The 26,605-nt window shown below is 67.7% G+C and carries 30 protein-coding genes and 1 tRNA gene; 21 read left to right on the plus strand and 10 right to left on the minus strand.

Going from position 1 to position 26,605, the window contains the following annotated elements; translation table 11 throughout:
- Nucleotides 1-18 precede the first annotated feature (18 nt).
- The 7 genes from ASE89_RS17425 (at nucleotide 19) to ASE89_RS17455 (ending at nucleotide 6,994) form a co-directional block, all read left to right on the plus strand.
- Complete coding sequence (locus ASE89_RS17425; protein WP_056680211.1) at nucleotides 19-2,703, plus strand: bifunctional [glutamine synthetase] adenylyltransferase/[glutamine synthetase]-adenylyl-L-tyrosine phosphorylase; 2,685 nt, start codon at nucleotides 19-21, stop codon at nucleotides 2,701-2,703.
- Complete coding sequence (locus ASE89_RS17430) at nucleotides 2,696-3,160, plus strand: peroxiredoxin (protein WP_056680214.1); 465 nt, start codon at nucleotides 2,696-2,698, stop codon at nucleotides 3,158-3,160. The genes ASE89_RS17425 and ASE89_RS17430 overlap by 8 nt, the downstream gene beginning before the upstream one ends.
- Before the next feature lie 249 nt (nucleotides 3,161-3,409).
- Nucleotides 3,410-4,633 carry a M23 family metallopeptidase gene (locus tag ASE89_RS17435; RefSeq protein ID WP_056680217.1) on the plus strand — a complete coding sequence of 408 codons (1,224 nt, stop codon included), beginning with the start codon at nucleotides 3,410-3,412 and terminating at the stop codon, nucleotides 4,631-4,633.
- A gap of 88 nt (nucleotides 4,634-4,721) precedes the next feature.
- Entirely contained in the window at nucleotides 4,722-5,060 is a 339-nt protein-coding gene (gene erpA / locus ASE89_RS17440; protein WP_056680219.1) for an iron-sulfur cluster insertion protein ErpA, read from the plus strand.
- A 6-nt stretch (nucleotides 5,061-5,066) separates the two neighbouring features.
- Nucleotides 5,067-5,837, plus strand: coding sequence for an exodeoxyribonuclease III (gene xth, locus ASE89_RS17445; RefSeq protein WP_056680222.1), 771 nt, complete (start codon nucleotides 5,067-5,069; stop codon nucleotides 5,835-5,837).
- Nucleotides 5,834-6,655, plus strand: coding sequence for a transporter (locus tag ASE89_RS17450; protein ID WP_082451669.1), 822 nt, complete (start codon nucleotides 5,834-5,836; stop codon nucleotides 6,653-6,655). The genes xth and ASE89_RS17450 overlap by 4 nt, the downstream gene beginning before the upstream one ends.
- Nucleotides 6,656-6,994, plus strand: a complete 339-nt coding sequence (locus ASE89_RS17455; protein WP_056680225.1) for a hypothetical protein — start codon at nucleotides 6,656-6,658, stop codon at nucleotides 6,992-6,994.
- Nucleotides 6,995-6,996: 2 nt separating this feature from the next.
- Here the strand turns inward: ASE89_RS17455 and ASE89_RS17460 are convergent, their stop codons facing one another.
- Entirely contained in the window at nucleotides 6,997-7,869 is an 873-nt protein-coding gene (locus tag ASE89_RS17460) for a class I SAM-dependent methyltransferase (RefSeq protein WP_056680228.1), read from the minus strand.
- A 41-nt stretch (nucleotides 7,870-7,910) separates the two neighbouring features.
- Between ASE89_RS17460 and ASE89_RS17465 the strand changes: the two genes are divergently transcribed.
- The 5 genes from ASE89_RS17465 (at nucleotide 7,911) to ASE89_RS17485 (ending at nucleotide 10,436) form a co-directional block, all read left to right on the plus strand.
- Nucleotides 7,911-8,639, plus strand: coding sequence for a ComF family protein (locus ASE89_RS17465; protein WP_056680231.1), 729 nt, complete (start codon nucleotides 7,911-7,913; stop codon nucleotides 8,637-8,639).
- 31 nt (nucleotides 8,640-8,670) lie between these two features.
- Complete coding sequence (gene grxC, locus ASE89_RS17470; protein ID WP_031396302.1) at nucleotides 8,671-8,925, plus strand: glutaredoxin 3; 255 nt, start codon at nucleotides 8,671-8,673, stop codon at nucleotides 8,923-8,925.
- Nucleotides 8,925-9,752 carry a carbon-nitrogen hydrolase family protein gene (locus ASE89_RS17475; RefSeq protein WP_056680234.1) on the plus strand — a complete coding sequence of 276 codons (828 nt, stop codon included), beginning with the start codon at nucleotides 8,925-8,927 and terminating at the stop codon, nucleotides 9,750-9,752. The genes grxC and ASE89_RS17475 overlap by 1 nt, the downstream gene beginning before the upstream one ends.
- Nucleotides 9,749-10,180, plus strand: a complete 432-nt coding sequence (locus ASE89_RS17480) for a DUF1178 family protein (protein ID WP_056680237.1) — start codon at nucleotides 9,749-9,751, stop codon at nucleotides 10,178-10,180. Before ASE89_RS17475 ends, ASE89_RS17480 begins: the two co-directional genes overlap by 4 nt.
- Nucleotides 10,181-10,359: 179 nt before the next feature.
- Nucleotides 10,360-10,436 (plus strand) — tRNA-Arg (locus ASE89_RS17485).
- Nucleotides 10,437-10,617: 181 nt separating this feature from the next.
- On the opposite strand, the gene ASE89_RS17490 is transcribed toward ASE89_RS17485, so the two are convergent.
- Both ASE89_RS17490 and ASE89_RS17495 read right to left on the minus strand, forming a co-directional pair.
- Nucleotides 10,618-10,878, minus strand: coding sequence for an SWIB/MDM2 domain-containing protein (locus ASE89_RS17490; RefSeq protein WP_031394799.1), 261 nt, complete (start codon nucleotides 10,876-10,878; stop codon nucleotides 10,618-10,620).
- Nucleotides 10,879-10,926: 48 nt separating this feature from the next.
- Complete coding sequence (locus ASE89_RS17495; RefSeq protein WP_031394798.1) at nucleotides 10,927-11,130, minus strand: DUF2945 domain-containing protein; 204 nt, start codon at nucleotides 11,128-11,130, stop codon at nucleotides 10,927-10,929.
- Nucleotides 11,131-11,248: 118 nt separating this feature from the next.
- Here ASE89_RS17495 and ASE89_RS17500 point away from each other — a divergent pair, with 118 nt between their 5' ends.
- The 7 genes from ASE89_RS17500 to ASE89_RS17530 all read left to right on the plus strand — a co-directional run bounded on the left by ASE89_RS17500 (nucleotide 11,249) and on the right by ASE89_RS17530 (nucleotide 16,290).
- Nucleotides 11,249-12,355, plus strand: a complete 1,107-nt coding sequence (locus tag ASE89_RS17500) for an S-(hydroxymethyl)glutathione dehydrogenase/class III alcohol dehydrogenase (protein WP_031439099.1) — start codon at nucleotides 11,249-11,251, stop codon at nucleotides 12,353-12,355.
- A gap of 10 nt (nucleotides 12,356-12,365) precedes the next feature.
- On the plus strand, nucleotides 12,366-12,749 hold the full coding sequence (locus ASE89_RS17505) for a VOC family protein (protein WP_056680240.1): 384 nt from the start codon (nucleotides 12,366-12,368) through the stop codon (nucleotides 12,747-12,749).
- Nucleotides 12,749-13,588 (plus strand): S-formylglutathione hydrolase, encoded by an 840-nt coding sequence (gene fghA, locus ASE89_RS17510; RefSeq protein ID WP_056680243.1) that lies wholly within the window; start codon nucleotides 12,749-12,751, stop codon nucleotides 13,586-13,588. Before ASE89_RS17505 ends, fghA begins: the two co-directional genes overlap by 1 nt.
- Nucleotides 13,589-13,761: 173 nt before the next feature.
- Nucleotides 13,762-14,388, plus strand: coding sequence for a GTP cyclohydrolase I FolE (gene folE / locus ASE89_RS17515; protein ID WP_081877669.1), 627 nt, complete (start codon nucleotides 13,762-13,764; stop codon nucleotides 14,386-14,388).
- On the plus strand, nucleotides 14,385-15,158 hold the full coding sequence (locus ASE89_RS17520) for an SDR family NAD(P)-dependent oxidoreductase (protein ID WP_056680246.1): 774 nt from the start codon (nucleotides 14,385-14,387) through the stop codon (nucleotides 15,156-15,158). Before folE ends, ASE89_RS17520 begins: the two co-directional genes overlap by 4 nt.
- Nucleotides 15,151-15,507: a dihydroneopterin aldolase gene (locus ASE89_RS17525; RefSeq protein ID WP_056680249.1), complete on the plus strand. Its 357-nt coding sequence runs from the start codon at nucleotides 15,151-15,153 to the stop codon at nucleotides 15,505-15,507. The genes ASE89_RS17520 and ASE89_RS17525 overlap by 8 nt, the downstream gene beginning before the upstream one ends.
- 105 nt (nucleotides 15,508-15,612) lie before the next feature.
- Nucleotides 15,613-16,290, plus strand: coding sequence for a type 1 glutamine amidotransferase domain-containing protein (locus tag ASE89_RS17530; RefSeq protein WP_056680873.1), 678 nt, complete (start codon nucleotides 15,613-15,615; stop codon nucleotides 16,288-16,290).
- 42 nt (nucleotides 16,291-16,332) lie between these two features.
- Here the strand turns inward: ASE89_RS17530 and leuA are convergent, their stop codons facing one another.
- The 6 genes from leuA to miaA form a co-directional block, all read right to left on the minus strand.
- Nucleotides 16,333-17,991, minus strand: a complete 1,659-nt coding sequence (gene leuA / locus ASE89_RS17535) for a 2-isopropylmalate synthase (RefSeq protein WP_056680253.1) — start codon at nucleotides 17,989-17,991, stop codon at nucleotides 16,333-16,335.
- A 193-nt stretch (nucleotides 17,992-18,184) separates the two neighbouring features.
- Nucleotides 18,185-18,790, minus strand: a complete 606-nt coding sequence (locus ASE89_RS17540) for a YceI family protein (RefSeq protein WP_056680256.1) — start codon at nucleotides 18,788-18,790, stop codon at nucleotides 18,185-18,187.
- 498 nt (nucleotides 18,791-19,288) lie between these two features.
- Entirely contained in the window at nucleotides 19,289-20,308 is a 1,020-nt protein-coding gene (ilvC, locus tag ASE89_RS17545; protein ID WP_056405453.1) for a ketol-acid reductoisomerase, read from the minus strand.
- Between the two features lie 107 nt (nucleotides 20,309-20,415).
- Nucleotides 20,416-20,931: an acetolactate synthase small subunit gene (gene ilvN, locus ASE89_RS17550; RefSeq protein WP_031395186.1), complete on the minus strand. Its 516-nt coding sequence runs from the start codon at nucleotides 20,929-20,931 to the stop codon at nucleotides 20,416-20,418.
- The gene (locus ASE89_RS17555; protein ID WP_056680259.1) at nucleotides 20,931-22,679 is read right to left on the minus strand and encodes an acetolactate synthase 3 large subunit; all 1,749 of its coding nucleotides are present in this window, start codon (nucleotides 22,677-22,679) and stop codon (nucleotides 20,931-20,933) included. The genes ilvN and ASE89_RS17555 overlap by 1 nt, the downstream gene beginning before the upstream one ends.
- An 82-nt stretch (nucleotides 22,680-22,761) precedes the next feature.
- Nucleotides 22,762-23,691, minus strand: a complete 930-nt coding sequence (gene miaA / locus ASE89_RS17560) for a tRNA (adenosine(37)-N6)-dimethylallyltransferase MiaA (RefSeq protein ID WP_192003094.1) — start codon at nucleotides 23,689-23,691, stop codon at nucleotides 22,762-22,764.
- Here miaA and serB point away from each other — a divergent pair.
- A complete protein-coding gene (gene serB, locus ASE89_RS17565) occupies nucleotides 23,684-24,565 on the plus strand; it encodes a phosphoserine phosphatase SerB (protein WP_056680262.1) in 882 nt (293 codons plus the stop codon). The genes miaA and serB overlap by 8 nt on opposite strands.
- Before the next feature lie 139 nt (nucleotides 24,566-24,704).
- A complete protein-coding gene (locus ASE89_RS17570) occupies nucleotides 24,705-25,439 on the plus strand; it encodes a Crp/Fnr family transcriptional regulator (RefSeq protein ID WP_056680265.1) in 735 nt (244 codons plus the stop codon).
- A gap of 22 nt (nucleotides 25,440-25,461) precedes the next feature.
- Here ASE89_RS17570 and ASE89_RS17575 read toward each other — a convergent pair whose 3' ends face one another.
- Complete coding sequence (locus ASE89_RS17575) at nucleotides 25,462-26,529, minus strand: SPOR domain-containing protein (RefSeq protein ID WP_056405462.1); 1,068 nt, start codon at nucleotides 26,527-26,529, stop codon at nucleotides 25,462-25,464.
- Between the last annotated feature and the right edge of the window lie 76 nt (nucleotides 26,530-26,605).

Below are 26,605 nucleotides of genomic sequence, written 5' to 3' on the forward strand. Positions count from 1 at the left end.
AGAATTGTGGGGTGTGGCATGGATAACGCGCATCGGGCGTCGGACATCATCGCCGCAACGCAGCGCGCGCGACGCTGGTCCCCCTTCCTCGCCATGCTCCTCGACCGCGAGCCTGTGCTTGCCACGCAGCTGGCAGAGGGGCGGCTGGATCCGATCCCGGCTTCGCTCGACCTCGACATGCCGGTCGCACGACGCCTCCGCCTCGAACGGCGTGCGCTCGCGCTGAGGGTCGCGATCGGTGACCTGGCCGGCGTGTTCGACCTCAGCGCCGTGACGCAGCGGCTCACCGGGTTTGCCGACCACGCGCTCGACACGGCGATCCGCACCGCGATCGAAGAACGCACGCCCGGCGCCGAAGCGCGCGGGTTCGCCGCGATCGCGCTCGGTAAACAGGGGAGTGGCGAACTCAATTATTCGTCGGATATCGATCCGATCCTGATCTACGATCCGGACACCCTGCCGCTCCGCCCGCGCGAGGAACCCGAAGCCGCCGCCGTGCGGATCGGCAAGCGCGTCGTCGAACTGCTCCAGGCACGTGACGGCGACGGCTATGTGCTGCGCGTCGACCTCCGCCTGCGGCCGTCTCCCGAGATCACGCCGATCGCGCTGCCGATCGATGCGGCGATCAGCTATTACGAGGCGCAGGCGCTCCCCTGGGAGCGTGCCGCCTTCATCCGCGCGCGCGCCGCAGCGGGCGACATCGCACTCGGCAGGCAGTTCCTCGACACGGTCCGCCCGTTCGTCTGGCGGCGCGCGCTCGATTTCGGCGCGATCGGCGAGATTCGCGGCATCTCGCGACGGATCCGCGATCATCATGCGCAGGGTCAGGCCTTCGGGCCGGGTTACGATCTGAAGCGCGGCCGCGGCGGGATTCGCGAAGCCGAATTCTTCGCGCAAATCCATCAGTTGATCCATGGCGGTCGCGATCCCCTACTCCGCGCGCCGGCCACGCGCGTCGCGCTTGCGCGGCTGGCGGAGGCGGGGTGGATCGGCGGTGACGAGGCGCGCGCGCTGATCGACAGCTATACGCTGCTGCGGACGATCGAGCACCGGGTGCAGATGATTGACGACCGGCAGACGCATGCCTTGCCGACCGGCGATGCGCTCGAGCGGGTGGCGTGGCTGCACGGGCTCGACGGCAGCGCGGCGCTGCTGGCGCTGCTCGCCCCGCATGTGGCGGCGACCGGGCGGATCTACGACGCGCTCGACGATGGCGCGGCATCCGGGCTTTCGCATGATCCGACGCGGCTCGACGCCGAGCTGGCAGAGGCGGGGTTTGCCGAACCCGAACCCGCGCGCCAGCGGATCGCCGCGTGGCGGGCAGGGGCCTATCCCGCACTGCGCAGCAGTGCCGCGCAGGCGGCGCTCGAGGCGGTCCTGCCGACGCTGGTCCCGGCGCTCGCCGCCGCGCCCGAGCCGCAGGCCGCGATGCTGAGACTCGATTCGATGCTCGAGCGTCTGCCGAGCGCGATCAACGTATTCCGACTGCTCGAAGCACGACCGGCGCTCGCCACGCTGCTCGCGGCGATCCTGAGCCACGCGCCGACGCTGGCGGAGGAACTGGCGCGGCGCCCCGCGCTGCTCGACGGGTTGATCGATGCGACGGCGCTCGCCCCGGTCGCGGCGGTCGACGCGCTGATCGACCGGATGCGCGCGGGCGAGGCGGGGCTCGATTATCAGGGGCGGCTCGATCACGTCCGGCGCGTGGTCGGCGAACTGCGCTTTGCGCTGGGTGCGCAGATCGTTGCGGGGACGTCGGATCCGCTCGACGTCGCGGCGGGCTATGCGCGCGTGGCGGAGGCGGCGATCGCGGTGCTGGCGGAGGCGACGATTCGCAGCTTTGCCGACGTCCATGGCCAGGTGCCGGGTAGCGAACTCGTGATCCTCGCGCTTGGCCGGATGGGCGGGGCGATGCTGACGCATGCGTCCGATCTCGACCTCGTCTATCTGTTCACCGGCGATTTCACCGCCGAGTCGGATGGCGCCAAACCGCTTGGCGCGACGCTCTACTACAACCGGCTGGCGCAGCGGGTGACTGCGGCCTTGTCGGTCGCGACCGCGGCCGGGCCGCTCTATCAGATTGATACGCGGCTGCGGCCATCGGGGGCGCAGGGGCCGCTGGTCGTGACGCTCGACAGCTTCGCACGCTATCAGCATGAGGAAGCCTGGACGTGGGAGCATATGGCGCTGACCAGGGCGCGGCCGGTCTTCGGATCCGCGCCCGCCCGGGCGGCGCTGTCCGCGGTGATCGCCGATGTCCTGACCGGCGCACGGACCGAGCGCGACGTGGTCGGCGATGCGACGCGGATGCGCGCCGACATGGCCGCGCACAAGCCCGCCAAGGGGCCGCTCGACGCGAAGCTTCTGCCGGGTGGTCTGGTCGATCTGGAATTTGCGACGCATGTCGTACAACTCGTTGAGCGCAGCGGCTTCGATGCCAATCTGGGGCGTGCGATCGGGCAGCTCGTCGCCGAAGGGCGGATGCCCGCGACGATGCTCGCCGCGCATGATATGCTGACCCGCCTGCTCGTGACGCTGCGGCTCGTCGCGCCCGACGCGGCGCCGCCCGGCCCGCCGACCCAGGCGTTGATAGCGCGCGCGCTCGGGCTGCATGACTGGCCTGCGGTTCTTGCGGGCCTCGCCGAGGTCCGGCAACAGGTGACCGCGTTCTGGCACGAACTGACAGGAGAGCAGGATGGATGACGGTGCGATGATCCCGGACGTCGCGGTGACGATGCCCGATGGCACGGCCGTTGCGCTCACGACGCTGGCGCGGCCGCTGGTCGTCTATTTCTATCCCAAGGATGATACCGCCGGCTGCACGCGCGAGGCGCAGGACTTTTCCGCGCTCGAGTCGGCCTTCGCGGAGATCGGGGTCGGCGTGCTCGGCGTGTCGAAGGACACGCCCGCCGCACATGCCAAGTTCAGCACCAAGCACGGACTGACCGTCTCGCTGGCGACCGACGTCGATGGCACGGTCTGCGAGGGCTTCGGGGTCTGGGTCGAGAAGGCGATGTACGGCCGCAAATATATGGGAATCGAGCGCGCGACCTTCCTGTTCGACGCGGACGGCCGACTGGCGACATCGTGGCGCAAGGTCCGGGTCCCCGGCCATGCCGAGGCCGTTCTTGCTGCCGCCAAGGCGCTGACCGCGCGATAAAGACCGTTCCACGGGGCAGGGCGCGGAGTCGCTTGGTGGGGCGATTCCTTTTTACCGGTACCATTTGGTTTCAACGGCTCGACGCACGCGCGTCCCGGTCCACCCCAAGTTAGCGGCGCGGCTCTTGCCGAAGTGGGTCAAATCGGCACACATCCTGACTTGTCTGGGACGCGGAGGGGCTGCGGTTCAGGACAGAGTCTTGGCGCCGGGCCCGTTTGCGATCCGGCTCCTGTTTTTTGTCGGGGACCAATGGTCGATATCACCGTTTCCGCTGCAGCCTTAGCCAACCGCGCAGCCTTTCGTATCAAGACGCTCTTCGCCGCGCGGGACCTGACGGTTCACGACGGCCACTCGGTCCGCCGGGTTCGCCTGGGCAGCCGCAAGCAGGCCGCGATGGCGGCACTCAGCGCCGTGACGCTCGGCTTTTCCGGCTATGGTGCCGCGCAGGCAGCCTATGGCGCCGCAGCCGCGACCGGCGTGGTCGCCGCACCCGATTCCGAACTCCAGGTCGCGCAGATGGAGCGCCGCATCGGTCAGATGCAGGCGCGCGTCGCGACCATTCGCGAGACCGCCGCAGCACACGCCGCGCGGGTCGAACAGCGCCAGCAGCTGATCACCGCCGCCCTGACCGGCAAGGGCGACGCCAAGGCGATGGCGCTGGCCACGCTGGCGATCGACCCCGCGCCCGATGCGCTGGCCGCCGATGTCGTCAAGCCGCTGGTCAAGGTCGAGGGCCGCCAGCGCGTTCTCGCTGACGCTGCCCAGACCATCCTTGATCAGCGTTATGCCGACACCACGGACACCGTGCGCAAGCTCGGCCTGCGCCCCGAACGCGTCGCTGCCGCGGCCAAGCGCACCCAGGCGAGCAAGCAGGCCGCCATGGGCGGACCGCTGGTCGCCGCCGACAGCCCCGAGGCGCTGGCCGATGTCCGCGCCGACGCCCAGTTCCGCACGCTGTTCCAGACCTGGAAGAAGCTCGACACGCTGCAGCAGGGGGTGATCGCGATCCCTTCGGTCCAGCCGGTCCATCTGCTGTCGTTCACCAGCAATTTCGGCATCCGCTCGGATCCGTTCCGCGGAACCGCTGCGATGCATGCCGGCGTCGACATTCCGGGTCCGGTCGGCACGCCGATCTACGCCACGGCTGACGGCATCGTCTCGCATGCCGGTCGTCAGGGCGGCTATGGCAATCTCGTCGAGCTCAATCATGGCAAGGGCATCGCGACCCGGTACGGCCATCTCTCGAAGATCCTCGTCGGCGACAATGCCCGGGTGACGCGCGGCCAGCTGATCGCGCTGATGGGCTCGACCGGTCGCTCGACCGGCCCGCATCTTCATTATGAAGTCCGGATCGATGGTCATGCCGTGAACCCGATCCCGTTCCTCACGACCGCCGACTACCTTCTCGCCGCGCAGGATCGCTCGGTCGGTGCGATCCCGGTCTCGACCGACGGTCCGGCGGCGCAGGACTGAGGCGCACGCTTTTCTATCAAGCCCTGTCCGTGGTTCTCCGCGGCAGGGCGAGGTTGCCGCGGATAGCGGGACCGCCTATCTCGGGACCATGGCAACCCTGGCTCCCGACATCATCCTGACCCCCTCCGCCGCGGCGCGCGTCGCCGCAATTGCTGCCCGACAGGGCAAGCCCGCGATCCTGCGCCTTTCGGTCGATGGCGGCGGCTGTTCGGGTTTTCAGTACAAGTTCGGGTTCGCCGATGCGGCCGAGGCTGATGACGTGGTCGCCGAACGCGACGGCGTCCGGCTGGTCGTCGACAGCATCAGCATCGACCTCGTCCGCGGTTGCGCGGTCGACTATGTCGAATCGCTCGCCGGCGCGGCGTTCCGCGTGGAGAATCCCAATGCAGCCTCGGGCTGCGGTTGCGGCTCGAGCTTTTCGGTCTGACGCCCGGTGAAGATCGTCACGTACAATATCAACGGGATCAAGGCCCGTCTCCCGCGGCTGCTCGAATATCTTGCCGAAGAGCAGCCCGAGATCGTCTGTCTGCAGGAACTCAAGACCAGCGACGAAACCTTTCCGACCGCGGAGATCGAGGCGGCGGGGTACGGTGTTGTCTGGCATGGGCAAAAGGCCTGGAACGGCGTGGCGATCCTCGCCAAGGGCCAGACCCCCAGACTCCGGCAGCGCGGCCTCGAAGGCGAGCCCGAGGACGAGCACAGCCGCTATATCGAGGCCGAGGTCGACGGGCTGACGATCGCCGCGCTGTATCTGCCCAATGGCAATCCGCAGCCCGGCCCGAAATTCGACTATAAGCTGCGCTGGATGACGCGGCTTGCGGCGCGCGCGCGCGTGCTGCTGGCCGAGGAGGTACCCGCCATCCTCGCGGGCGATTACAACGTGATCGCGAATGACGACGACACGTTTTCGGTGTCGCGGATGCAGGACGATGCGTTGATGCAGCCCGAAAGCCGGAGCGCCTATCGTGCGCTGCTCGGGCAGGGCTGGACCGATGCCCTTCGAACGCAATTCCCCAAGGGAGGCGTGTGGACCTTCTGGGATTATCAGGCGGGCGCGTGGCAGCGCGACGCGGGCTTCCGGATCGATCATCTGCTGCTCAGCCCGCAGGCGGCCGACCGGATGATCGATGCCGGTGTCGACAAGGCCTATCGCGGCCGCGAAAAGGCGAGCGATCATGCCCCGACCTGGGTCCGCCTGCGATGAACGCATCGGCGGGGCGGCCTGCGACACGGCTTGCCGCGGGTGTGCTGGCGACGCTGCTATTGGCCTGTTCGACTCAGGTTTGTGCGCAGGAGCGCGACTATTGCCCTGAACGCCCGGGGATCGATACGCCCGCCTGCACCATGGAAAAAGGCCGTGTCTCGGTCGAAACCGCGCTCGCCGACTGGACGCGCGACGACGGGGCAGGCTCGCGTGAGGACAGTGTCCTGATCGCCGATACGCTGGTCCGGGTCGGGGTCAGCGACACGGTCGAGGCACGGGTGGGATGGACGCCGTTCGGCCATGACCGGACGCGCGACGAAACGGGGATCGACGTCGCGGACCGCATTGGCGACGTGTCGCTGAGCATGAAGGCCAGCCTGAGCCATCCCGACGGCAAGGGCCTGTCGATCGCCGTCCTGCCGTTCGTGACGCTGCCCGTTGGCCGGTCGCCGGTCGGTGATGGCGACTGGGGCAGCGGGTTGCTGCTGCCGGTGACATTCGAAATGTCCGACACGGTGTCGCTCGACCTGACACCCGAAGTCGATGCCGCGGTCGACGATGACGGTCATGGCCGGCACCTGGCCTATAGCAGCGCGGTCGGCCTCGCCTTCACGCTCGACAAGGCGGTGACGCTGAACGCCGAGCTGCAGGCGCTGCGCGACGATGACCCGGCCGGCCGCAGCACCCAGGCACTGGCTGCGCTGTCGCTCGCCTGGATGGTCCGTGACGATCTTCAGTTTGACATTTTCGGGGCGGCAGGCTTGACCCATGATACCCCCGACGCGCGGCTTTATGCGGGGGTGGCGCGGAGGTTCTAGATGATCGCGGTGCTGATCGGACTGCAGGCCGTCGCCGGCCCCCCGCTCCCGCGCGAACTTCGCCCCCCGGTCGCTCGGGCGGCGACCCCCTGTCCCGTAACGCCGCCCGGTGGCGAGATCGTCGTCTGTGGCCGGCCGACCGACCAGCGTCTTGCACGGCTTCCCACGCCGCCGGTCAACGCACCCGATGCGCCGATGACGTTCCGTCTGCCGGGCGGCGGGACGGGCAAGGTCCACGCGGTCCAGAGCACGCTGCCGGGGGCGACCGGATCCGGGGCGGTCGTCACGCTGCGCATCCCGTTCGGTCCGGGTCGCCGAGCGGCCGACCCCGCCCGTTAGGCTCAGGCCGGGTCGCGTGGCCGGGTCCGCAGCGCATCGCTGAGCGAGGCGGTGCCGCTGCCGCGTCGCGCCGGCTTGGGCTGTGACGGGGCAGGCGACCAGCCGGTGAGGAAGATGATCTCGAATCGTTCGGCGGTCCGTCCGTCCGCGTCGGCGAGCTCGGCAAAGGCCTGTGCGAGCCCCGCCAGCGCCTGCCGGCCGAGTGCGCTACGCCCCGCGAGCACGTTCGTCGCCGCCATCCCGCGAAGATCGCCGAGCAGGCGCCCTACATCGCGGTAGCCGACGTTCAGCGTCTCGATGTCCGCTACCGGCAGCGCGAACCCCGCGCGCATCAGCAGATCGCCCGCCGAGCGGACGTCGATCTGCGGATGCAGCCGCGCGGCGGGGCGCTCCGCCTCCGCCACCCGCAACGCCTGGCGGAGTGCCGGCAGACTCCCCGCCCCGACGAACGCGCCGAGGAACAGTCCATCCGGGCGCAGCACGCGGCGGATCAGCGACAGCGCGCCGGGCAGGTCGTTGACCTGGTCGAGCACGCCCGCGCTGACGACGAGGTCGAACGATGCGTCAGCAAAGGGCAGCCGGTCCTCGTCGGCCTGGATGCCGCCCGCTTGCGCGGCAAAGCCATGGCCCGCATCGCAGCGTACGACCCGCGCGCCCGGGGGCGCGACGAACGCGCCGTCGAAACAGCCGAGATCGAGAATGTCGGCAAAGTCCCGCGTCACCGCATCGAGCCGCTCGGCGATCCCGTCGAGCATCGTCGCGCGCACGAAATCCGCGTCGGCATAGGCGGCACGCGCGCGGTCGCGGCGCTGGCGGCGGGCGACCCGGTCGAAGATTTCCGGGGCGCTGCCTTGGCTGGGGTCTGGGATCTGCACGCCGCGCTTGTGCCGTCTGCATGCTTTGACGACAAGGGCGGATGCGGTTGCTCGATCCGATTGGTGCGGTGATCCGGCTGGCGCTGCCGCCGCGCTGCCCCGGCTGCGGCAGTCCGGTGGCGGCGGACCATCGGTTCTGCGCAAGCTGCTGGAACGGCCTGCACTTTCTCGGTCCGCCCTGGTGTGCCGCGTGCAACCGGCCCTTCGCGCATGATCGCGGCGACGGCGCATTGTGCGCCGTGTGTCTCACCCAGCCGCCGCGTCACGCAGGCGTCCGCGCCGCGGTCGCCTATGGACCGGTTGCGCGCGGCCTGGCGCTGCGGCTGAAATATGGCGGCCGAACCGCGTTCGCCGCGACGATGGCGCGCGCCATGCACCGGCTGATGCCCGAGCAGGCGGCGCTGATCGTGCCCGTGCCGCTGCACCGCTGGCGGCTCTGGTCGCGCGGGTTCAACCAGGCGGCGCTCATCGCGACGACGCTCGCGAACCTGTCGACCGTGCCCGCCGACTTGAATGTCCTCGTCCGGACGCGGCAGACGACGGTGCTGCGCGGGCTCGGCAGGCGTCAGCGCGGCAGGGCGGTGGCGGGCGCCTTCGCCGTCGCGGCGGGCGGGCGCGACCGGCTGCGCGGCAGGGCGGTCGTGCTGATCGACGACATCTATGCGAGTGGGGCGACGAGCGCGGCGTGCACCGGCGCGCTGCTCGCGGCGGGGGCGGAATCGGTGACGATCCTGTGTTGGGCACGTGTTCTAGACGACACCGATTATTGACAAGCGCGCGGTCAGACCACACCTGAAAATAATGGCTAAAGTTGAAATCTACATCAAGCAATTCTGCCCCTATTGCACGCGGGCGATGAAGCTCCTTGCCGCCAAGGGCGTCGAACCGGAAACGTTCGACGTGACGATGGGCGGGCCGAAGAAGAAGGAGATGGTCGAGCGCTCGGGTGGTCGCATGACCATGCCGCAGGTGTTCATCGACGGGAAGCATATCGGCGGGTCGGACGACCTTGCCGCGCTTGATGCCCGGGGTGGGCTCGACCCGCTCCTGGCCTGATGGCCCGCATCGCGCTTCTGCAGATGACCAGCGGGATCGATCCCGCGGTCAATGCCGCCACGCTGGTCTCTGCGATCCGGTCGGCGGCAGGGCAGGGCGCGGTGATGCTGTTCACCCCGGAAATGTCGGGTCTGATCGACCGCGATCGTACGCGGGCTGCCGCGTTGATCGTGGCCGAGGCCGACGACCCAGTGCTCGCGCGCGTCTGTGCGGCCGCGGCCGATGCGGGGATCTGGGTGCATCTCGGCTCGCTCGCCGTCCGCCGGGCAGACGGGCGGTTTGCCAATCGCGGGTTCGTGATCGATCTGGCGGGCAGTATCCGCGCGCGCTACGACAAGCTCCATCTCTTCGATGTCGACCTGCCGACGGGAGAAAGCTGGCGTGAATCTGCCGCCTATGCGGCGGGTGACGCGGCGATCGTTATGCAGACGCCGATCGGCATGCTGGGCGCATCGATCTGTTATGACCTGCGCTTTCCCGACCTGTACCGCGCAATGAGCGATGCCGGCGCGACGGTGCTTTCGGTCCCGGCGGCGTTCACCAGACCCACAGGGGCAGCGCATTGGCATGTCCTGCTCCGCGCCCGGGCGATCGAATCGGCGTCCTACGTCGTCGCCGCAGCGCAGACCGGCGTCCACGCCGATGGTCGCGCGACCTATGGCCATTCGCTGGTGATCGATCCCTGGGGCACGGTCGTGCTCGACATGGGTGAGGCGGCGGGTCTTGGCTATGCCGATATCAGCCCCGACAGCGTGGCGGACGTCCGCACGCGGATCCCGGCGCTCGATCATCGGCGGCCGATCCCTTCCGTGGCCGTGATCCGGTGATCGTCTTCGACCTGAAATGCGGCACCGGGCATGTGTTCGAGGCGTGGTTCGGCTCGAGCGCGGCCTATGAGGCACAGCGCGCAGCCCGACAGGTCGAATGCCCGCTCTGCGGCGATGCAGAGGTGGCGAAGGCGGTGATGGCGCCGGCCGTCTCGGGCAAGGGCAACCGCGTGCCCGAGGGGCCGACGCCTGCGCGGATGAAGGCGATGATGACGATGCTGGCATCGAAACAGGCCGAACTGCTCGCGTCATCCCGGTGGGTCGGCGGCGCCTTCGCGGATCGCGCGCGCGCGATGCATGTGGGCGACGAGGCCCCCGCACCGATCCACGGCCAGGCCAGCCTCGCCGAGGCCAGGGCGCTGGTCGACGACGGTGTCGCCGTGCTGCCGCTGCCGCTCCCGGTCACGCCACCGGATACGATCAACTAAGGATGGGGTCGCTGCGGCCCAACCATTCACAGGCGTGAGGCAACGCCGCTGAGTCAGCGACGGGGATTCGAGACACTCCCTCGGGGGCTGGTCTATTCCGCTTTGCTCTGTGACGCGGCTATGCGATCATGGTCACTCTGGACCGACGGGAATGGGGCTAGTATGGACGTCACGTGCGTGGCCCCGTAGCTCAGCCGGATAGAGCACCAGATTCCTAATCTGGGGGCCAGTGGTTCAAATCCACTCGGGGTCACCACCACCACCGACATTATCAAGCGATCCGCCGCCTGCGGGCATCGCGACACGCGTCAGGGATGTAGCTTGGCTGGCGACAGGGGGGTGCCGTCTGGCGCGGCCCGGTCGCAGCGTTGGGGAGCAATCAGGCGACGTTGACCCCTCCGCGGAGGTGGCAACGTCGCCTGGCGTCCCGGTCAGGCTTAGGCCTTGACGTGCTGCGAGATGTACTTGTTCATCTCGAACATGGTGCACTTGTCACGGCCGAAGACCTTCTTCAGCTTCTCGTCGGCGAGGATCTCGCGCTTGTTCTCAGGGTTCTGCAGATTGTGGGCCTTGATATAGACCCAGACCTTGCTGATCACTTCGCTGCGCGGGAGCTTGTCGTTACCGACGATCTCGCCGAGCTCGGGAGAGGGCTGGACGGGGGCGTGGATGCCGCCGGTCTTGGGAGCTGTAGCCATAAGCATTCCTTCCTGTTCGCATGCGTGCGTTAGGCACTGCACGCGTGGTCACGCCTTGTTGAGCGCGCCCGCCTTGTGCGCTGCCTTGCCGCCATTGTCACTCTTTACGATGAATTGCGGCTCGTCCTTGGACGCGCGGACGGTGTGACCCTTGATCGTCGTGTCGCTGGTCTGCTTCTTTTCGACCGTGCCGTGCGCGGTGCCGCCGGGGGATTTCCAGGTTACCTCGTCGCCCTTTTTCGGATCCTTCATCACACCATCTCCTTGATATTCAACGATCAAGCGCAGAGGTGCGGGTTTTGTTGCATGATCCGCGGTTGCAGACCCAGGGGCTGCGGTTCATCTGATGCGCCACCAAGGAGACCCATGCATGAAGACCCGCGCCGCCGTAGCCTTCGAGGCGAAAAAACCGCTCGAGATCGTCGAGCTCGACCTCGAGGGACCCAAATCCGGCGAAGTTCTGGTCGAAATCATGGCCACGGGCATCTGTCACACCGATGCCTACACGCTCGACGGACTTGATTCGGAAGGCCTTTTCCCGAGCGTGCTGGGGCATGAAGGGGCGGGCATCGTCCGCGAGATCGGCGCGGGCGTCACCAGCGTCGCGGTCGGCGATCACGTCATCCCGCTCTACACCCCCGAATGCCGCCAGTGTAAGTCGTGCCTGAGCCAGAAGACCAATCTGTGCACCGCGATCCGCGCGACGCAGGGGAAAGGGCTGATGCCCGACGGCACGACGCGGTTCAGCTACAAGGGCCAGCCGATCTTCCATTACATGGGCTGCTCGACCTTTTCGAACTTCACCGTGCTGCCCGAGATCGCACTGGCCAAGATCCGCCCCGACGCGCCGTTCGACACCTCCTGCTATGTCGGTTGCGGCGTGACGACGGGTGTCGGCGCGGTCGTCCACACCGCGAAGGTCCAGCCCGGCGATACCGTCGTGGTGTTCGGGCTCGGCGGGATCGGGCTGAACGTGATCCAGGGCGCGCGACTGGCGGGCGCAGGGATGATCGTCGGCGTCGACATCAATCCCGACCGCGAGGAATGGGGTCGCCGCTTCGGCATGACGCATTTCGCCAACCCGAAGGATGTGGGCGACATCGTCCAGCATATTGTCGCCCTGACCGACGGCGGCGCGGATTATACGTTCGATGCGACGGGCAACACGACCGTCATGCGCCAGGCGCTCGAGGCCTGTCATCGCGGCTGGGGCACCTCGATCGTGATCGGCGTGGCCGAGGCGGGCAAGGAGATCAGCACGCGGCCGTTCCAGCTCGTCACCGGGCGCAACTGGCGCGGGACCGCTTTCGGCGGTGCGCGTGGACGTACGGACACGCCCAAGATCGTCGACTGGTATATGGACGGCAAGATCGAGATCGACCCGATGATCACGCACCGCCTGACGCTCGACGAGATCAACAAGGGGTTCGACCTGATGCACGCCGGCGAGAGCATCCGCTCCGTCGTGATCTACTGAGGAATACGCCATGTTTAGCCATGTCATGCTCGGCGCCGACGATATCGCGGCATCGAAAGCGTTTTACGACGCGAGCCTGGGTGCCCTTGGCGTGCCCGAGGGCGTCGTCGATGAGTGGGGCCGGCTCGTCTATGCGCACGCTGGCGGCCGCTTCCTGCTGACCAAGCCGATCGACGGGCAGCCGGCCACCCACGGCAATGGCAGCACGATGGGGTTCGTCGCGGCCTCGCCCGAGGCGGCGGACGCCTGGCATGCCGCGGGGCTCGCGCATGGCGGCACCGCCTGCGAGGATCCGCCGGGCGTGCGGCACGGCACCGCGGGTCGCACCCTGTATCTGGCGTATCTGCGCGACCCGTCGGGCAACAAGCTCTGCGCCGCTCACCGGGTCGCGTGATGGAGACGCTATCGACCAGCACGGCGTTTGGCGGCACGCAGGGCGTGTATCGCCACGCGTCGACCGCGACCGGCACCGACATGACCTTTGCGGTCTATGTGCCGCCGCACGCGCCGGATGCGCGCTTGCCGGTGCTGTGGTTCCTGTCGGGGCTGACCTGCACGCATGCCAATGTCATGGACAAGGGCGAGTATCGCCGCGCCTGCGCAGAGCACGGCGTGATCCTGATCGCGCCCGACACGAGTCCGCGCGGAGAGGAGGTTCCCGACGACGACGCCTATGATTTCGGCCAGGGCGCGGGCTTCTACGTCGATGCGACCGAGCAGCCCTGGGCCGCGAACTTCAACATGAAGCGCTATGTCGAGGACGAACTCCCCGCGCTGATCGCCGCGGAGTTTCCGATGGCGGACATGACGCGGCAGGGGATCACCGGGCATTCGATGGGCGGGCATGGCGCGCTGACGATCGCGCTGCGCAATCCCGACCGGTTCCGCAGCGTGTCGGCCTTCGCACCGATCGTCGCGCCGCTGCACTGCCCCTGGGGTCAAAAGGCGCTGACGGGGTATCTGGGGCCCGACCGTGCCGACTGGCGTGCGTACGACGCCTGTGCGCTGATCGCCGATGGCGCGCGGGTCGCCGACATCCTGGTCGATCAGGGGGAGGCCGACGGCTTCCTCGACGAACAGCTGAAGCCGGCGCTGCTGGCGGACGCGTGCGCGGCGGCGGGGATCGAACTGACGGTGCGGATGCAGCCGGGGTACGACCATAGCTATAATTTCATATCGACCTTCATGCCGGATCATGTCGCCTGGCATGCGGAACGGCTGCGGCGCGCCTGACACGCCGTCGCGCAAGCGAACTGATGCGGCCCTTGTGTTCGGGCCGCGGACGGCCGCATGGCGCGCGGCGGGCGGGAGTCCGCTGCGATATTGTCGATATTATGATACCTCGGTCGGGCTTTCGTACCGAGGACCTTGCACGCCGGCCTGCGGCGGAATGATGGAGCGCTGTGATGATCGCCGAAACGCCTTTTGCCGATGCCGAGCCAGCCGTCGGCCCGGATGGCAAGCTGATCGTTCCGCAGGAGGTCGAGGCGGCGATCCGGACACTGATCCGCTGGACCGGCGACGATCCGGCGCGCGAAGGGCTGGTCGACACCCCGCGCCGGGTCGCGCGCGCGTGGAAGGAATATTGCGCGGGCTATGGCGACGATCCGGCGCGGCATCTCGAACGTGTGTTCGAGGAGGTCGGCGGCTATGACGAGATCGTGTTGCTGAAGGATATCCCGTTCCAGTCGCACTGTGAGCATCACATGGCACCGATCATCGGCAAGGCGCACATCGCCTATCTGCCGCGCAACCATGTCGTCGGCATCTCGAAGCTGGCGCGCGTGCTGCACGGCTTTGCCCGCCGGTTGCAGGTGCAGGAGCGGCTGACCGCGGAGGTGGCCGACTGCATCTGGGAGCAGCTGAAGCCGCAGGGTGTCGCGGTCGTGATCGAGGCGACGCATGCCTGCATGGCCGCGCGCGGCGTGCGGACGCCGGGGGTGACGATGGTCACCAGCCGGATGATGGGCGTGTTCCGCGAGGATGAGCGCAGCCGCAAGGAGGTGCTGTCGCTGATGGGCGCGCGCGCATGATCCGAACCGTGCTGGTCACCGGCGGGGCGAAGCGCTTGGGCGCCGCGATCGTCCGGCGGCTGGCGGCGGACGGGCATGCGGTGGTCGTGCATCAGGGGCATTCGCCCGAGGAAGCCGATGCGCTGGTCGACGAGATCGTCGCTATCGGCGGCCGCGCGGCGGCGGTCGAGGGCGATCTGAGCGATCTGCACGGGGTCGGCGATCTGTTCGCGGCGGCGCGGGGCGCGATCGGCGGTCCGATCGACGGGCTGGTCAATTGCGCGTCGAAGTTCGCGTTCGATCGGCCGCCCGCGGTCGACCCGGTGCTGTTCGCCGAGCTCGCTGCGATCAACTGCGGCGCGCCGGTGCTGCTCGCCTCGGCGCTCGCGTCGCAGGAGGATGTCCGTGACGGCGCGATCGTCAATCTGCTCGACCAGAAGGTTGCGAACCTCAATCCCGACTTCTTCTCCTACAGCTGCGGCAAGATCGCGCTGGAGGGGGCGACGGTGATGCTGGCGCAGGCGCTGGGGCCCCGGATCAGCGTCAACGCGGTGTCGCCGGGGCTGACGCTGCCGAGCGGCGACCAGACCAACGCGGAATTCGAGGCAGTGGCGAGCGACAATCTGCTCCAGCGCCCGGTCGGGGCGAAGGCGGTCGCCGATGCGGTCGCGTGGTTGCTGGGTGCGAAGGGCGTGACCGGACAGAACCTGTTCGTCGATTGCGGGCAGCGGTTTCTGGCGCGCGACGGCGACGTGATGTTCGACCGGCATCATGGGGAGCGCAATGGCTGAGTTTACGACGATCCTCGACGGGCTCGAGGTGATGATGCGGCTGGGCATTTATCCGCACGAGGTGGCACCGCAGCGCGTCGTCGTCTCGGTCGAGATGACGGTCGTATATCCGGGGCCGCTTGGCGAGGACGCGATCGGCGAGGTGCTCGATTACGACTTCGTCCGCGCCGGGATACTGGCGATGGCGGCGGAGCGTCCGTTCGCGTTGCAGGAGACGGTGTGCGAGGCGATTGCGGCGCTGTGCCTGGGTGACGCGCGGGTGAGGCGGGTCGAGGTCGAGACGATGAAGACCAACATCTACCCCGATGCCGCGATCGGGTGCCGGATCGTGCGGGAGCGTGCGATCTAGTGGAGGCAATAGTCCCACGACCGGGCGCATTTGGTGCCCATGAGCGGCGCCGATCCCGGCGCCGGCTCGTTCCCTGCCCATAACCCCCTCATCCGGAGACTTATGGTGAACATTCTCGTCGTCCTTACCTCGCATGCCGATCTCGGCGATACCGGCCGCAAGACCGGCTTCTGGCTCGAAGAGCTTGCCGCACCCTATTATGTGTTCAAGGATGCCGGCGCGTCCATCACGCTCGCCTCGCCGGCCGGTGGCCAGCCGCCGCTCGATCCGAGCAGCGCGAAGCCCGACGCGCAGACCGATGCGACGCGCCGGTTCGAGGGCGATGCGGAGGCCAGCGCCGCGCTCGCCGACACGCGGAAACTGTCCGAGATGAAGATCGCCGATTTCGACGCGGTGTTCTATCCAGGCGGTCACGGTCCGCTCTGGGATCTGGCCAACGACCCGGCGTCGATCGCGCTGATCGAGACGACCATCGGCGCGGGCAAGCCGGTCGCGCTGGTCTGTCATGCGCCCGGCGTGCTGCGCGACGTGAAGGCGGTCGATGGCTCGCCACTGGTGAAGGGGAAGACGGTCACCGGCTTCACCAACAGCGAAGAGGCAGCGGTCGGGCTCAGCGATATCGTGCCGTTCCTTGTCGAGGACATGCTCGCGCAGCAGGGCGGAAATTATTCGAAGACCGCCGACTGGGGCGTGCATGTCGTCGAGGACGGCCTGCTGATCACCGGGCAGAACCCCGCATCGTCGGAAAAGGCGGCACAGACGCTGCTGGCGAAGCTCGCCTGAGAGAACGGCCACCGGCTTGACCGGTGGCCGCCCTTCTGGTCCTCAGGCGCGATTGGCGGCGCTGAGGACGGCACGGACCGATGCGGTGGCGATGTCGGTGTCCATGCCGACACCGAACACCGTCTTGCCCGCCGCGGTCCGGCATTCGACATAGGCGGCCGCCTGCGCGTCCGCACCATGGCCGATCGCATGCTCGTTATAATCCACCACATCGAGCGTCGGCCCGGTCGACTCCGCGATCGCCGCGATCACGCCCGAGATCAGCCCGTTACCGCGCCCCGAGATCGACCGTTCCTCGCCATCGATCGCGACGCGGCCGATGAAAACGCGCTGCCCCGCTGTACCGCTTTCCTCATAGTCGCGCAGCTCCACGCGATCGTCGGCGTGCGGCAGGTAGGTCCGCTCGAAGAGGCTCCAGATATCCGCCGCATTCAGTTCGCGGCTCGTCTCGTCGGCATAGGCCTGCACGTGACGACTGAAGTCCGCCTGCAACCGCTTGGGCAGCTTCAGCCCCTTGTCCTGCTCGATCACCCAGGCGACGCCGCCCTTGCCTGACTGCGAGTTGACGCGGATCACCGCCTCGTAGCTGCGGCCGAGATCGGCGGGGTCGATCGGCAGGTACGGCACCTCCCACAACGTCTCGTTCTTCGCCTCCTGCGCGGCGAATCCCTTCTTGATCGCGTCCTGGTGCGACCCCGAAAACGCGGTGAAGACGAGGTCGCCCGCGTAGGGCGTGCGCGGATGGACGGGGATGTTGGTGCAGTAGTTGACCGTGTTCACGACCGCGTCGATGTCCGACAGGTCGAGCTTCGGATCCACCCCTTGCGTGTACATGTTGAGCGCGACGGTCACGAGATCGCAATTGCCGGTGCGCTCGCCATTGCCGAGCAGGCAGCCCTCGACCCGGTCCGCGCCCGCCATCATGCCGAGTTCGGCGGCGGCGACGCCGGTGCCGCGGTCGTTGTGGGTGTGCAGCGAGATCGCCACCGAGTCACGGTTGCGGATATTGCGGCCGAACCATTCGATCTGGTCGGCATAGATGTTCGGCGTCGCGCACTCGACGGTGGCGGGCAGGTTGAAGATGATCGGATTATCGGGCGTCGGCATCAGGACGTCCATCACCGCCTCGCAGACCTCTAGGCTGAACTCGAGCTCGGCGGTCGAGAAGGTCTCAGGGGAATATTCGAACTGCCAGCGGACGTTCGGTTGCTTGGCGGCCTCGTCGCGCAGTACCTTGGCGCCGTCGATCGCGATCTGCTTCACCTGCGCGCGGTCCATCCCGAACACGATCTTGCGCCATGCCGGCGACACCGCGTTGTAGAGGTGGACGATCGCGGTCTTCGCGCCGACGAGGCTGGCAAAGCTCGTCTCGATCAGGTCGCGGCGCGACTGCGTCAGTACCTGGATCGACACGTCGTCGGGAATGCGGCCGGTCTTGACCAGGCCGGATATGAAATCGAATTCGGTCGCGCCCGCGCTCGGAAAGCCGACCTCGATCTCCTTCAGCCCGACCTTGCAGAGCAGGTCGAAGAAGCGCGTCTTCTTCTCGGCATCCATCGGGTCGATCAGCGCCTGGTTGCCGTCGCGAAGATCGGTCGACAGCCAGCGCGGCGGCTTGACGATCGTCTTCGACGGCCATTGGCGGTCGGGCAGGTCGATTTGCGGGAAGGGTCGGTACTTGGTCGATGGGTCGCGCAGCATGGCTCGTGTCTCTCGTGATCGGGAGCGTTCGGGTCAGCCCTTAGGCGCGAGGCGCGGGGGCTGGCCACCACGCAAACGATCGGCGCGCCTAAGGGCGCGTAAGTCGAAGCAGCAGGAGGCGACCGTGAGACATTGCGTCTTCCCTATCGCGCGGACACGGTAAATGTCCAGCGCGATAGGGTCGGCGTACGTATTATTGCGCAGCAAACGCCGCGTTGATCGTCAGGTCGACCTTGTCCGACACGACGGGGGCATAGGCGCCGATGTTGAAGTCGCTGCGCTTGATCGAGGTCGTCGCGCGGAAGCCGAAGTTCAGCTTCTTGTTCATCGGGTTCGCGCCCGCGCCGACGAACGTCGCCTGCAGCACGACCGGCTTGGTAACGCCCTTGAGCGTGAGATCACCTGTGATCACGGCCTTATCGCCGGTCGCGACGACCTTGGTCGAGACGAACTTGGCGGTCGGGTAGGTCGCGGCGTCGAAGAAGTCCTTCGACTTCAGATGACCCGCGAACGGCGCGGACGTGACCGACAGCTGGTCGATCGCGAAATTGACCTCGACCTTGGTCGCGTTCGGCTTGGCCGGATCGATCGTGATGCTGCCACCCGACGCGCCGAGCTGCCCCTCGAGCATCGAGAAGCCCATATGGTTGAGCTGCCACGTCACCTGCGTGTGGTTTGCATCGACCGCATAGGTACCGGCGGCGACGCGCGCCTTGACGGGGGCGCCGGGGACGGCGGCGGTCTGCGCCAATACGGGAGCGGCGGTGAGGGCGAGGATGGTGGCTAGGGCTAGGCGCATGCGGGGTCTCCTGTTGAACGCGCGATGCTGGCCGAGCGGAGGGAGCGCGTCAAATGATGTTATGCCAACGCTGTGTTTCGGATTTGGGTCGGTGGGGGCGCGCGTGTTCCCCCGCGGATGCGGGGGCCCAGCTGAACCACGATCACCGCCCGAGACCCTGGACCCCCGCCTTCGCGGGGGAACGGCAGTGGGCGGGGGAAGTGGCTTTCAGGAACGAGAGTAGCGGGGAACGGGAGTAGGGTAGGAAAGGGAGTGGCGGGGGAGAAGAGCACTCACCCCAAAACGCCACCACCCCGGCGAAGGCCGGGGCCCAGTTGGGGGACGGTGCTGACGGAAGACAGTGCTCCGTTACTCCGGCCTTCCCAACTGGGCCCCGGCCTTCGCCGGGGTGGCGTCGCATAGTGCTGGGCGAGCGACGCGCAATCCCCACGCCCGCCCGTCGGCCACGGCGAAGCCGCGCCCTATGGGCGGGCTCCGTCGTGCCGGCCGCGCTCGCGCTTAGTTGCGCTCGCGATCCACCAGCGCATTCTTCCCGATCCACGGCATCATGCCGCGCAGCTCGCTACCGATCTTCTCGATCGGATGCGCGAGCGCCTGCTTGCGCGCCGCCTTCAGCTCGGGCTGACCGGCGCGGTTGTCGAGGATGAAGTTCTTCACGAAACGGCCCGACTGGATGTCGGCCAGCACGCGCTTCATCTCGGCTTTGGTCTCCGAGGTGATGATCCGCGGACCCGTGGTGATGTCGCCATATTCGGCGGTGTTCGAGATCGAATAGCGCATGTTGGCGATGCCGCCCTCATAGAGCAGGTCGACGATCAGCTTCGTCTCGTGCAGGCACTCGAAATAGGCCATTTCGGGCGCGTAGCCGGCTTCGGTCAGCGTCTCGAACCCGGCCTGGATCAGGTGGGTGATGCCGCCGCAGAGCACCGCCTGCTCGCCGAACAGATCGGTCTCGCATTCCTCGCGGAAATTGGTTTCGATGATGCCCGAGCGGCCGCCGCCGACGCCCGATGCATAGGCGAGCGCGATGTCGTGCGCGTTGCCCGACTTGTCCTGGTCGATCGCGATCAGGCAAGGGACGCCGCCGCCGCGGACATATTCGCTGCGCACGGTGTGGCCGGGGCCCTTGGGCGCGATCATGATGACGTCAAGATCGGCGCGCGGCTCGATCAGGCCGAAATGGACGTTGAGGCCATGAGCAAAAGCAATAGTCGCACCCTGCTTCAGATTGTCGTGCAGGTCGGTCGCGTAGATCGCGGCCTGATGCTCGTCGGGCGCGAGGATCATGACGATGTCGGCCCAGGCCGCCGCCTCGGCGTTCGACTTGACCGCGAAACCCGCCTCGATCGCCTTCTTGGCGGTCGGCGAGCCCTCGCGCAGCGCGATCGCGACGTCCTTGACGCCCGAATCGCGCAGGTTCTGCGCGTGCGCATGGCCCTGCGAGCCGTAACCGACGATCGCGATCTTCTTGTCGGTGATCAGGTTCAGGTCGGCGTCGCGATCGTAATAGACACGCATTATATTCTTCCTTCTCTCGTCATTCCGGCGAACGCCGGAACCCAGGGTTCCAGGCGGCGCCGTTCGTGGTTCTGTGTCTCGACTTGCGTCGGGATGACGGGGTAAACTTACGCCGGCTCTTTGCCGCGGGCGATCGCGACGATGCCGGTGCGGGCGACTTCGATCAGGCCGACTTCGCCCATGAGTTCGACGAACTTGTCGATCTTGTCGATCCCGCCGGTCACCTCGAACACGAAGCTCGACGTCGTCGCGTCAACCACGCGCGCGCGGTAGACGTCGGCGAGGCGGAGCGCCTCGATCCGGTGGTCGCCGGTGCCGCGCACCTTGACCAGCGCCAGCTCGCGCTCGACATGCGCGCCCTGCGCGGTCAGGTCGGTGACCTTGTGGACGGGGACGAGCCGGTCGAGCTGCGCGAGGATCTGCTCCATCGTCGCGGGCGACGCGCTGGTGACGATCGTGATGCGGCTGACCGCCTTGTCGGCGGTGATCTCCGACACGGTCAGGCTCTCGATATTATAGCCGCGCGCGGTGAACAGGCCGGCGATCCGGGCGAGGATGCCCGGCTCGTTGTCGACGATCACGGCGAGCGTATGCCGCTCGGCCTTTTCCTGGGAAATATGCATCAAACCAGCGCCTTCGCTTCGTCGTCCATCGTGCCCGACACTTCGTTCGCCTGCAGGATCATGTCGGTATGCGCAGCACCGCTCGGAATCATCGGGAAGCAGTTGGTCAGCTGCGACACGCGGCAATCGACGATCACCGGGCCGTCATAGGCCAGCATCTCCGCGATCCCGCTGTCGAGCTGGTCGCGCGTCTCGATCAGGATGCCCTTCCAGCCATAAGCCTCGCCCAACCGGACGAAATCGGGCAGCGAATCCGAATAGCTCTCGGCGTAGCGGCTCTCATAGGTGAGCTCCTGCCACTGGCGGACCATGCCCATATACTGGTTGTTGAGGATGAAGATCTTCACCGGCAACCGGTATTGGGTGGCGGTCGCCAGCTCCTGGATGTTCATCTGGATCGACGCCTCGCCGGCGATGTCGAGCACCAGCGCGTTCGGGTTGCCAAGCTGCGCGCCGATCGCGGCGGGCAGGCCGTAGCCCATCGTGCCGAGACCGCCGCTGGTCAGCCACTTGTTCGGCTTTTCGAACCCGAAATGCTGTGCTGCCCACATCTGGTGCTGGCCGACTTCGGTCGTGATGATCGGGTTGCGTGCCTTGGTCGCGTCGAACAGTGCCCGGATCGCGCGCTGCGGCATGATCTCGTTCGGGTCGTTCTCGGGGAAGTCGAGGCACTTGACCGCACGCCAGCCGGCGATCCGCCGCTGCCAGTCGGTGGTGTCGGGCTTGGGATGCCGGCGGCTCTTCCAGATCCGCACCATGTCCTCGAGCGCATGGCCGACGTCCGCAATGATCCCGAGATCGACGCGCACCGTCTTGTTCACCGACGAGCGATCGATGTCGATGTGCACTTTCCGCGAATTCGGGCTGAACGCGTCGAGCCGTCCGGTCACGCGGTCGTCGAACCGGCTGCCGAGCGCGACGACGAGGTCGGCCTGGTTCATCGCCATGTTGGCCTCGTAGGTGCCATGCATCCCGAGCATGCCGAGCCACTGCTCGCCGCTCGCGGGATAGGCGCCGAGGCCCATCAGCGTCGACGTCACCGGTGCGCCGGTGATGCGGACGAGCTCGCACAGCAGCTGGCTCGCGGCCGGGCCCGAATTGATGATGCCGCCGCCGGTGTACAGGATCGGGCGTTCGGCCGCGGCGAGCATGTCCACCAGCTGCTCGATCTGCGACTGGTCGGCCTTCACCTGCGGGCGATAGGTCTTGTGCTGGATCGGGCCGGGCTTGGTGTAGCGCGCGGTCGCGACCTGCACGTCCTTGGGGATGTCGACGACCACCGGCCCCGGACGACCCGAGGTGGCGATGTGGAACGCCTCGTGGATCACCCCGCCGAGCTTGGCCGGATCCTTCACGAGATAATTATGCTTCGAACAATGGCGCGTGATGCCGACGGTATCGGCCTCCTGGAACGCGTCGGTACCGATCAGCGCGGTCGGCACCTGACCGGTGATCACCACCATCGGGATCGAATCCATCAGCGCATCGGTGATCCCGGTGACCGCATTGGTCGCGCCGGGCCCCGAGGTGACGAGCACCACGCCGGGCTTGCCGGTCGAGCGGGCATAGCCCTCCGCCGCATGCGTCGCCGCCTGTTCGTGGCGCACCAGGATGTGCTTGATCCGGCCGCTGCGAAACAGCGCGTCGTAGATCGGCAGCACGGCACCGCCCGGATAGCCGAACACGACCTCCACGCCGAGATCGCACAGCGCCTCGATCAGGATATCGGCTCCACTCTTCTCGGTCATCACGTCAAAATCCTTTCGAATGCGCCGCCTTTAGCGCCTCGTGGAGGGGGCGGCTACCGATATAAAAGATGCGTGTCAAACATCATTTTAGCAATATAGTTTCAAATTGCTGCAAGCGCGTTGAGAAATCGAGCGCGTCCGTGCGCGTCCAGGCGGCCGGCGGTTGGTGGCGAAGCCAGGTATATTGCCGCTTGGCATAGCGCCGCGTGGCAAGCGATCCGGCGGCGATCGCCTCGGCCAGCGAGTTTTCCCCGCGGACGAGCGCGGCGATCTCGGGAACGCCGATCGCGCGGCGGATCGGTGCGTCCGGCGGGATGTCGGTGCGGGCGAGGAGTGCGGTGACTTCCGCTTGGCTGGTCTCGGCCATCTCGGCGAAGCGCTGGTCGATGCGTGCGTTCAGCCAGTCGCGGTCGGGGATGAGGATCAGCGCGCGAACGTCCAGCCGGTCGCCGATCCCGCCCACCCGTTCGGTCTGCCAGTCGGCGAGCGTGCGGCCGGTCCCGCGGACCACCTCGAGCGCGCGCGCGACGCGCGTGGTGTCGGCGGCGTTGAGCCGCGCGGCGGCGGGCGGGTCGAGCAGCGTGAGCGCGGCATGCGCCTCGGCGACGGGGAGCGCGCGGACCTGCTCGCGCAGATCGGGGTCGATCGCGGGGACGGGGGCAATGCCGTCGAGCAGCGTGCGGATATAGAGCCCGGTGCCGCCGACCAGGATCGGCAGCTTGCCCTCGGCGAGCGTGGCGTCGATCGCGCGCGTCGCCTCGGCGGCCCAGCGCGCGGCGGAATAGGTCGCGTCAGCGGCGTCGACATGGCCGAACAGGCGGTGCGGGACGCTCGCTTCCTCTTCGGCCGAAGGACGCGCGGTGAGGATGCGCAGATCGGCATAGACCTGCGCGGAATCGGCATTGATGACGACGCCGTCGTGGCGCGCGGCGATGGCAAGCGCGAGCGCGGACTTGCCGCTCGCGGTCGGCCCTGCGATGAGCGCGACCTTCGGGAGATTATTGATGTTCACGGCAACGCTTATAGCCTCGGGCACGCTGACCGCAGGCGATATTTCGACCGCGATGGACCGGCTCCGCGATGCGGGCTGCGCGCCGGGTGCGAGCGGCTGGATCGACGAAGGCGACGCCGCCGACCTGATCTTCGGCATGGCGCCCGACGCGGCGCGGACCGCGCTCGAGGGGGCGTTCGGCAAAACCGATGTGGTCGTGCAGTCGAGCCTGACCCGGACCAAGGCGCTGCTGATCGCGGATATGGATTCGACGATGATCACCGTCGAGTGCATCGACGAGCTCGCCGACTATGCGGGCATCAAGCCGCAGATCGCCGAGATCACCGAACGCGCGATGCGCGGCGAACTGGACTTCGAGGCGGCACTCGATGCGCGCGTCGCGCTGCTTGAGGGGCTGGCTGAGAGCGACATCGAACGCTGCCTCGCCGAACGGGTAACGATCATGCCGGGTGCGCAGGCGCTGGTACGGACGATGCGCGCCCGAGGGGCCGCGACGGTGCTCGTCTCGGGCGGGTTCACGCGTTTTGCTGAGCCGGTCGCGCGCGAGATCGGTTTCGACCGCGCGATCGCCAATGTCCTGAAGGTCGAGCGCGGCGTGCTGACGGGGGCGGTCGAAAAGCCGATCGTCGGATCGCAGACCAAGCTGAAGACGCTGCGCGCGGCAATCGCTGACGGGCAGCTGGTCGAGGGACAGTCGCTGGCGGTCGGCGACGGCGCGAACGACCTGGCGATGATCGAAGCGGCCGGCCTGGGCGTCGCGTATCACGCCAAGCCGATCGTCGCGGCGGCGGCGGCGGCGAGGATCGACCATGGCGATCTGACGACGCTGCTCTACGCACAGGGGCTGCCCCGTGCGGCGTGGGTAAACGATTAACCCCCGTCACCGCGTCCGTAGGCCGCCGAGTCCCACTTTGGTGATCCAGGTTAAGGCCGTGCACCATATCTCAGCTTGCCAAGTCACGCGCAAAATTTAGGGGTCGCGCCAAAGACTTACGATCGATTGGCTGAGACGAATGGATGCTGGCTGGGATTATGAGCGCTTCAAGGCGTTCACCTGTGCGGATGACGACGACATTGATACCTTCCGGCGGCTCGCCGGGCCGACGATCGGGTTGAAGCGTGGTGATACCCTGCGGATGCAGGGCTCGCCTGACCCACAGGTCTATATACTGCTGAGCGGCTGGGTTGCGTGCAGCATCATCGTCGGCGAGAGCGCGCGGCAGATCGTCAAGGTTCATCTGCCCGGCGATCTGGTCGGGATGCCGAGCCTTGCCGCCCCGACCGCGTGCGACACGATCGAAGCGGTCTCGGCGGCGAAGCTCGGCGTGATCGAGACCGCAGCGATCGGGCAGGTGTTCAGCAGCAACCCGCGGCTCGCGGCGTTGCTGTTCCTCGTCTCGCAGCAGGAGCGCGTTTTGCTGATGGAGCGGCTCGCGTCGATCGGGCGGACCAGCGCGGCGAGCCGGATCGCCGCGCTGATCCTCGAACTGCGCACCCGGCTGCGGCGCAACGACCCGACGATCGAGAATGTCGTGCCGGTGCCGCTGACGCAGGAGGATATCGGCGACATGACCGGGCTGACCCCGGTCTATGTCAACCGGACGCTGCGCCAGCTGCGGACCTCGGGGATCGCGACGTGGCGGCGCGGGGTCATCACGATCGACGACCGCGACGCGCTGGCGGTCCTCGCCGCGTTGCCGCAGAGTCCGGAACGCGACACGAGCTGGATCTCGAGCCGGCGCGGCTGAATGCCGGGCGTGTCGGGATGCGTCAGGGGGCGACGATGACGCAGGGCTGGCCTGACGCGGCGCAGGCGCGCGTCGCGTCCGCCCGGCTGGCGAATCCGCCCGCCTGCAGCCGCGTCACCGGTCCCGCCGCGACATAGCTGGGCTGCGCGCCGCCCAGCCTGCCCTTGACCTTGCCCCACAGCGTCTCGGCATTGCCGCGATCGCGGAACGCGCCAAGCTGGATCCGCCATTTCCCCGACCCGGCCACCGGCTTCGCTGCTGGCTTCGGCACGGGCTTCGGCGCCGGCTTGGGCGCGGACGCGAGCCGGGGCGGGGTGACCGGTGCGGGTCTGGTCGCGGCTTGCGAGGCAGCACGCTCCGGCGCAGCGCGCGGGGGCACCGGCGCGGGGGACACGGATGAGGCGGGGACCGTGGTGCGCGCGACCGGCGTCACCGGCCGGGGAGCGGGCTGGGGAGCGGGCCTGGCAGGGCCAGTGGCCGAGATCGGCGGCGGCGACGCAGGCGACAGTCCCGACCGCGCGATCTTTTCCTGCGCTGCATAGCGCTCGGCGAGCGCCGTGCCGCGCTGGCGGTCTTCGGGGGAGATATACTGGTCCATCTGCGCCAGCGTCTGCGAGGCCGACTGCAATCCCGACGTGCTCGCGCGCGACATCAGCGCATAGGCGCGCGGGTAATCGCGGGGCACCGCGTCGCCGTTGAACAACATCGTCCCGAGCACGAGTTGCGTCCGCGGTTCGCCGCGCGCCACCGACTTTTCGAGCCAGGGCAGCGCGTCCGCCTTCTTGTTGGCCTGGAACAGCGCGAGGCCGTAATTGTCCTGCGCTTGGACATGACCCTGCAGCGCCGCCTTGCGGAACCAGCTTTCGGCGAGCGCGGGGTCGAGCGTGACGCCGCGGCCGAGCTTATAGGCCTGGGCGAGATTGAACTGCGCATCGGCGTCGCCCGCGATCGCGAGCGGACGCCACTGGTCGATCGCGGTCGCATAGTCGCCGCGGCTCCAGGCATCGACGCCGGCCTTCACGTCCGCCGCGGCCGGCACCGCGCCCAGCGCCGCTACCGTCGCCGCCGCGCCCAGAATCAGGTTGCGCATCGAGTACCTCGTTAAAGCCAAATGATGATCGTCATGTCGCGATAGCCCGGCGAAGGCAAAGATCGGGTTAAGCCGT

The organism is Sphingomonas sp. Leaf30, assembly GCF_001422525.1.
Taxonomy (GTDB): domain Bacteria; phylum Pseudomonadota; class Alphaproteobacteria; order Sphingomonadales; family Sphingomonadaceae; genus Sphingomonas; species Sphingomonas aerolata.